Source organism: Hydrogenovibrio sp. 3SP14C1 (assembly GCF_029625905.1).
GTDB lineage: Bacteria > Pseudomonadota > Gammaproteobacteria > Thiomicrospirales > Thiomicrospiraceae > Hydrogenovibrio.
In genome coordinates this window covers 1-240 of sequence record NZ_JARTLM010000298.1, presented here as the reverse complement: position 1 = coordinate 240, position 240 = coordinate 1, and the positions used below count along the sequence as shown (strand labels likewise).

Below are 240 nucleotides of genomic sequence, written 5' to 3'. Positions count from 1 at the left end.
CGATCAAGATGCACAGCCGCGATGAGGCGGTGCTCTCGCTGAACAAGCAGGGCCCAGCCGTCGTCACCGCTGGCGACATTGCGCTTGATCATAGCGTCGAAATCGTCAACCCGGACCACGTCATTGCACACGTCAATGAAGGTACCGAGCTGAAAATTCAGCTTAAGGTCGCGCTGGGTCGTGGTTACGAACCGGCTGACGCTCGTGGCTCTGATGAAGAGACCCGTGCGATTGGCCGCC

1 pseudogene is annotated in these 240 nt (G+C 59.2%); it reads left to right on the top strand.

Annotation, left to right across the window (positions count from 1 at the left end):
* Positions 1 to 240, top strand: a pseudogene (locus tag P8629_RS12595) (DNA-directed RNA polymerase subunit alpha); the annotation flags it as partial.